General features: G+C 74.6%; 6 protein-coding genes. All 6 read right to left on the bottom strand.

The annotated features are described in order from the left end of the window. Positions 1-107: 107 nt before the first annotated feature. A complete protein-coding gene (locus tag ACTIR_RS0116735; protein WP_026455150.1) occupies positions 108-1,106 on the bottom strand; it encodes an ABC transporter substrate-binding protein in 999 nt (332 codons plus the stop codon). Positions 1,107-1,180: 74 nt separating this feature from the next. Beyond that, on the bottom strand, positions 1,181-2,053 hold the full coding sequence (locus tag ACTIR_RS0116730; RefSeq protein ID WP_026455149.1) for a siderophore-interacting protein: 873 nt from the start codon (positions 2,051-2,053) through the stop codon (positions 1,181-1,183). Further along, positions 2,050-2,343 carry a phosphopantetheine-binding protein gene (locus ACTIR_RS23895; protein ID WP_052583926.1) on the bottom strand — a complete coding sequence of 98 codons (294 nt, stop codon included), beginning with the start codon at positions 2,341-2,343 and terminating at the stop codon, positions 2,050-2,052. The genes ACTIR_RS0116730 and ACTIR_RS23895 overlap by 4 nt, the downstream gene beginning before the upstream one ends. A gap of 4 nt (positions 2,344-2,347) precedes the next feature. After that, entirely contained in the window at positions 2,348-3,016 is a 669-nt protein-coding gene (locus ACTIR_RS0116720; RefSeq protein WP_026455148.1) for an isochorismatase family protein, read from the bottom strand. Further along, positions 3,016-4,692 (bottom strand): (2,3-dihydroxybenzoyl)adenylate synthase, encoded by a 1,677-nt coding sequence (locus ACTIR_RS0116715; protein WP_199285639.1) that lies wholly within the window; start codon positions 4,690-4,692, stop codon positions 3,016-3,018. The genes ACTIR_RS0116720 and ACTIR_RS0116715 overlap by 1 nt, the downstream gene beginning before the upstream one ends. Then, a partial coding sequence (locus tag ACTIR_RS23890; RefSeq protein WP_034240561.1) for a chorismate-binding protein occupies positions 4,689-5,221 on the bottom strand: 533 nt, incomplete at its 5' end. The genes ACTIR_RS0116715 and ACTIR_RS23890, both read right to left, overlap by 4 nt.

Here is a 5,221-nt window from a genome sequence, read left to right as displayed (position 1 = left end):
CGTGACGCCCGCCAGCAGCACGAGACCCGCGACCAGCACGGCGGCCCGCGGTCCGGTTCCCCGGGCCGCCGTGTCCCCGTCCGCGGCCGTGCGCGTCGTCGCGTCGCTCACCGGTCCAGCAGCGGTGCGAACGACTCGTCGATCGCCTCCAGGGTGAGCATCGCCTGCTCGTAGGTCGCGGCCTCGGTGTAGCGGATCGGGAAGGTCCGCCCCTGCTGCACCGCGGGCAGGTTCCGCCACAGCTCCGAGTCGAGGACGTAGCGCACCGGCGGGGGCACGGTGCCGTCCGGCTCCACCGAGTAGGTGATCGCGTCGGCCTCGCCGAGGGCCTCGGGAAGCTCCTCCAGGGAGGGGTACTCGCTCACCGACCGCGAACCCTTCCCCTTCTCCGCGACCTCACCGTAGTAACGGACACCGAGGTCGTTGGCGACGTTGGTGCCCCACGAGCCGTCGTACTCGCGCTGGAAGGTGCCGTTGTCCACCTCCCCGTACGCGCCGACGTGGGCGAAACGCATCCCGTCCACCGCGTCGCCGTACCTGTCGGCCAGCGCGGCGGCCTTCTCCTCGTAGGCGGCCTTCGTCTCGTCGAACTGCTCCAACGCGCCGGCCGCGTCGGCCTGCCGCCGGGACAGTTCCCGCCACGCCGACGGCACCGTCGGTCCGATCGCGACGACCGGGGCGATGTCCTCCAGCCGGTCCACGTCGATGTCGCCGAGCACCGGGGCGGGCACGCCGATCACGATGAGGTCCGGGTCGGCGGCGGCGACGGCCTCGTAGTTCGTCTCGGCGGCCTGTTCGCCCGCGACCTTGGTCAGCTCGTCGTAGGTCGCGCGGTCCTCGTCGTTCATCATCGGCAGGCCGCGCTTCCACGTCGAGATGCCCACCAGGGGCGCGTCGGCCTCGATCAGGGCGGGCACGGCGTAGCCGGTCGCCACCACCCGCTGCGGGTCGGCCGGGATCGTGACGGCGCCGTTGTCGGCCTCGAACACCCGGGTCTGTCCGGACCCCTCGGCCGACTGCCCGGCGTCGGTGGTGCCGCACCCGGTGGCGAGCAGGGCCAGCACACCTCCGGCCGCGATCGACCGGACGGTTCTGGAAACGGACATCGTGCTCCTCTTCTCTCGCTCAACGCCCGCCGCGGGGGCGGGTCGTGCCGGTGGGGACGGGTGGGTGGACACGGTCAGCCGTGCCCGTCGGGGGCCGGGTCGTGGTCGGGGTCGAAGTCGGCCACGCCGCGTTTCCAGTAGCCGGTGACGTCGTGGTCGCCGGGGCCCAGCCCCAGCTCCGTGCGGGCCCAGCGGCGCAGCGGTTTGAGCTCGCCCGCCTCGCCCGCGATCCAGACGTAGAGCCGCTCGTGGCCCGGCACCGGCACCCCGCGCACGGCCCGTTCGAGCAGCCCGGCCGTGCCCGGGGGCCGTTCCCCCCGGTGCAGCCAGTGGATCTCGACGTCCTCGGGCGCGGACAGCGGGATCTCCTCGGCGGCGTCGGCGACCTCGATGAAGGCCCAGCCCGCCGCGGTGCGGGGCAGTTCCTCCAGCCACCGGGCGATCGCGGGCAGGGCCGTGAGGTCGCCCGCGAGCAGGTACCGGTCGTAGGTGTGCGGCACGATCAGCCCCCCGGGCGGGCCCGCGACGTGCACGACGGTGCCCGGGCGGGCGGTGCGCGCCCAGTCCGCACCGAGTCCCGGACCGTGTAGGGCCACGTCGATGTCGATCTCGCCGGTCTCCGGGTCGTGGCGGCGGACCGTGTACTCCCGCGACGTCGGCGACGGCCGGGGCCAGCGCAGCATCCGCCCGTTCGGTTCGGGCAGCCGCACCGTCCCGTCCGGGTCCGGGAAGACCAGCTTGACGTGCTCGTCCGGGGCGTGCGCCTCGAACCCCGCCACACCGGGCCCGCCGAGCGTCACCCGGATCAGTCCGGCCCCGACGGGGCAGGTCCGCACCACCTCGGTCTCCCGGATGCGGATCGGGTACGGCACCTTCTCCGCGCTGTGGCCGGCCCGGACCTCGGCGATGCGCTCCCGGTGCCGGTGCCGGTGGTCCACCCGGGTCACGCCGTCTCCCCCGTCCCGGTCGCCCCGGACGCGGTCGCCCCGGACGCGGCGGCCCCGGCCACCAGGGTGATCCAGTACCCGAGCTCGGGACGCTCGGCGAGGTCGGGGAACTCCAGCGTGCCCGCCCCGGCCGAGCGCCAGGTCTCGACCAGGGTCATCATCCGCACCGAGTCCAGTCCCCGGTCGACCAGGTTCTCGGTGTCGTCGAGCTCGCCGGGGTCGCACCCCAGCAGCCCGGCGACGTCGGCGCGCATCCGCCCGGCGGTCAGGGCGGGTGTCGTACTGCTCATGGCCTCACACTCCTACGGACATCGGTGCCGACAGCGCGTCCAGCGCGTCGGCGTGGGACACCACGGCACCGCAGCGTTGCGCCACGTAGACGCAGGCCTGCTCGTGCCATTCCCGGGAGAAGTCGGCGACCGCGTCGGCCACCAGGAACGGGCGGATGTCGCGCATGAACGCCTCCACCGCCGTGGCCTGGCAGCCGATGTGCGCGTAGACGCCGGTGATCAGCAGCTGGTCCCGCCCGAGGGCGGCGAGCCGTTCGGCGAAGGCGCTGCGCTGGAACGCGCTGTAGCGCCACTTGACCAGCACCTCGTCCTCCCCGGCCGGGGCGAGGTCGGCGACGATGTCGCCCGCGTGCGGGTCGGAGTCGATCACCGCGCCGATGCCGTCGCCCCAGAACTCGCTGAGCAGCCCGCGGTCGTCCGGGTGCTGTCTGCCGGGCTGGGCGGTGTAGAACACCGGCATCCCCCGGTCGCGGGCGACGGCGATCAGCGCGGCGATGTGCGCGGTGACCGCACCGACCGGGGCGCCCGCGTAGGGGCGGAGGAAGTAGTTCTGCATGTCGTGCACCAGCAGCGCAGCCCGCGCGGGGTCGGGCCGCCACGCCACCCGCCCGGCGGGCAGTTCGTCCGCCGTCGGCAGGGGGTAGGGCCGGATCGTCGGCAGGGACACACACATCACCCGTTCTCGGCATGGGCGGCCAGCGCCACCCGCAGTTCCCGTTTGCTGGTCTTGCCGACCCCGGTCACCGGAAACTCCGCGACGACGCGGACGAGGTCCGGGACCTTGAACGCCGCGACCCCGCGGTCGGCGACGAACCGGCGCAGATCGGCGACGGTGGGGTCGGCCCCGTCGGTGGGCACCACGTAGGCGCAGGTGCGCTCCCCCAGATGGTCGTCGGAGACCGCGACCACCGCGGCGTCCAGCACGTCGGGGTGCGCCATCAGGTGGTCCTCCACCTCCTCGGCGGCCACCTTCTCCCCACCGCGGTTGATCTGCTCCTTCACCCGGCCGACCACCTCCAGGTGCCCGGACGGCCTGCGGCGCACCAGGTCCCCGGTGCGGTAGAACCCGTCCGGGGTGAACGCCGTCGCGTTGTGCGCGGCGGCCCGGTAGTAGCCGCGGATGGTGTACGGGCCGCGGGTCAGCAGGGCGCCCACCTCGCCCGGCGGGACCTCGTCCGCCGCGGACGCGGCGGGGTCGTCCGGATCGACCACGCGGATCTCGTCGTCCGGCGAGATCGGACGTCCCTGGGTGCCGAGCACGGTGTCCGGGTCGTCGTCCAGCCGGGTGTAGCAGACCAGCCCCTCGGCCATGCCGAAGACCTGCTGCACCCGGCAGCCCAGCGCGGGGCCGAGGCGGCCGGCCAGTTCCCGCCCGCACTTGGCCCCGCCGACCAGCAGTACCTCCAGACTGGACAGATCGCGGGCGGTGCGGCCCGCCGCCTGCGCCCACACCGCCGCCAGCGGGGGCACCACCCCGCTGACGGTGACGCGCTCGGACTCGATCAGCCGGAACGCGGTGTCGGCGTCCGGCCGGGGGGCGAACACGGTGGCCGCGCCCGCGTGCAGCGCACCGAGCAGGCCCGGGGAGCTGAGCGGGTAGTTGTGCGCCACCGGCAGCACGGCCAGGTACACGCTGTCCGGGCGCAGCCCGCAGATCCGCGCGCTCTCCCGCACGCTGTAGAGGTAGTCGTCGTGCGTGCGCGGGATCAGCTTCGGCAGTCCGGTGCTGCCGCCGGAGAGCTGGAGGAATGCCACCCCGGACGGGTCGGGGTCGGGCAGCTCCCGCGGCGGGGTGGCGGCCAGTTCGGCGAACTCGTCCGTGCCGAGAACCAGCACGTGCCGCACCGACCGGACGGCGTCGGCCACCGCCCGCGCCGTGGCGGCGTGGTCGTGTCCCTCGTGCCGGTCGACGGTGACGATCGCGCTCGCCTCGCTCTGCGTGGCGAAGTGCCGCAGTTCGGCCTCCCGGTGGGCGGGCAGGGTGAACACCGGCCACGCCCCGGCACGCCAGACGCCGAACACGACCGGGGCGAACTCGGCGACGTTCGGCAGCTGCACCAGCACGCGGTGCCCCGGGCCGATCCCCCGCCCGACGAGCCCGGCCGCGATCCGGTGGGCGCGCTCGTCCAGCTCGGCGAAGCTCCACCGCACGGTGTCGCCGGCGGGCTCGCCGACCACGGCCGTGCGGTCGGCGTAGGCGCGGGCCAGGGTGTCCAGCAGCGCCCCGAACGTCTGACCGCGCCAGTACCCGGCCGCCCGGTAGTGCGCGGCGAATTCCGCGGGCCACGGCACGTGGTCCGGACCGGAATCGGCGTCCGCCTGCGGACCGGTCAACGGTTCCGTGCTCACGACACTCCCTCCACCCCGAGTGCCCGCAGCATCGTGCGGAACTTCGCACTCGTCTCGGCCAGCTCCGCCGCCGGGTCCGAGTCCGCGACGATCCCGGCGCCCGCGAACAGCCGCACGACGCGGTCGCACACCTCGGCGCTGCGGATGGTCACGACCCATTCCCCGTCGCCGGAGCGGTCGGTCCAGCCCACCAGGCCGGAGTAGTACCCGCGGTCCCCCGGTTCCAACTCGGCGATCGCGTCCTGCGCCCGGCGCTCGGGCACCCCGCACACGGCGGGGGTCGGGTGCAGCGCCTCGGCCAGGCCGAGCGCGGACGACGTCGGAGCGTCCGGGTCGGACAGTCGCCCGGTGATCGTGGTGGACAGGTGCCACATCGTCGGGGTCGCGACCGCCTCGGGACGGGCGGGGACGTCCAGCTCCCGGCAGGAGCGGCCGAGCACCCCGGCGACCTGCGCGGCGACGTGCGCGTGTTCGTCCCGGTCCTTGGCCGAGTCGCGCAGTGCCGCGGCCCGGGCACGGTCCTCGGCGG

The organism is Saccharomonospora iraqiensis subsp. iraqiensis (assembly GCF_000430445.1).
GTDB classification, from domain to species: Bacteria; Actinomycetota; Actinomycetes; order Mycobacteriales; family Pseudonocardiaceae; genus Saccharomonospora; species Saccharomonospora iraqiensis.
This window is presented reverse-complemented; position numbering and strand designations above follow the sequence as displayed.

What these genes read in the sequence shown, in the direction of transcription:
- ACTIR_RS0116735 (WP_026455150.1), bottom strand. Translation starts at nt 1,106, where the DNA reads ATGTCCGTTTCCAGAACCGTCCGGTCGATCGCGGCCGGAGGTGTGCTG.
- ACTIR_RS23895 (WP_052583926.1), bottom strand. Translation starts at nt 2,343, where the DNA reads ATGAGCAGTACGACACCCGCCCTGACCGCCGGGCGGATGCGCGCCGAC.
- ACTIR_RS0116720 (WP_026455148.1), bottom strand. Translation starts at nt 3,016, where the DNA reads ATGTGTGTGTCCCTGCCGACGATCCGGCCCTACCCCCTGCCGACGGCG.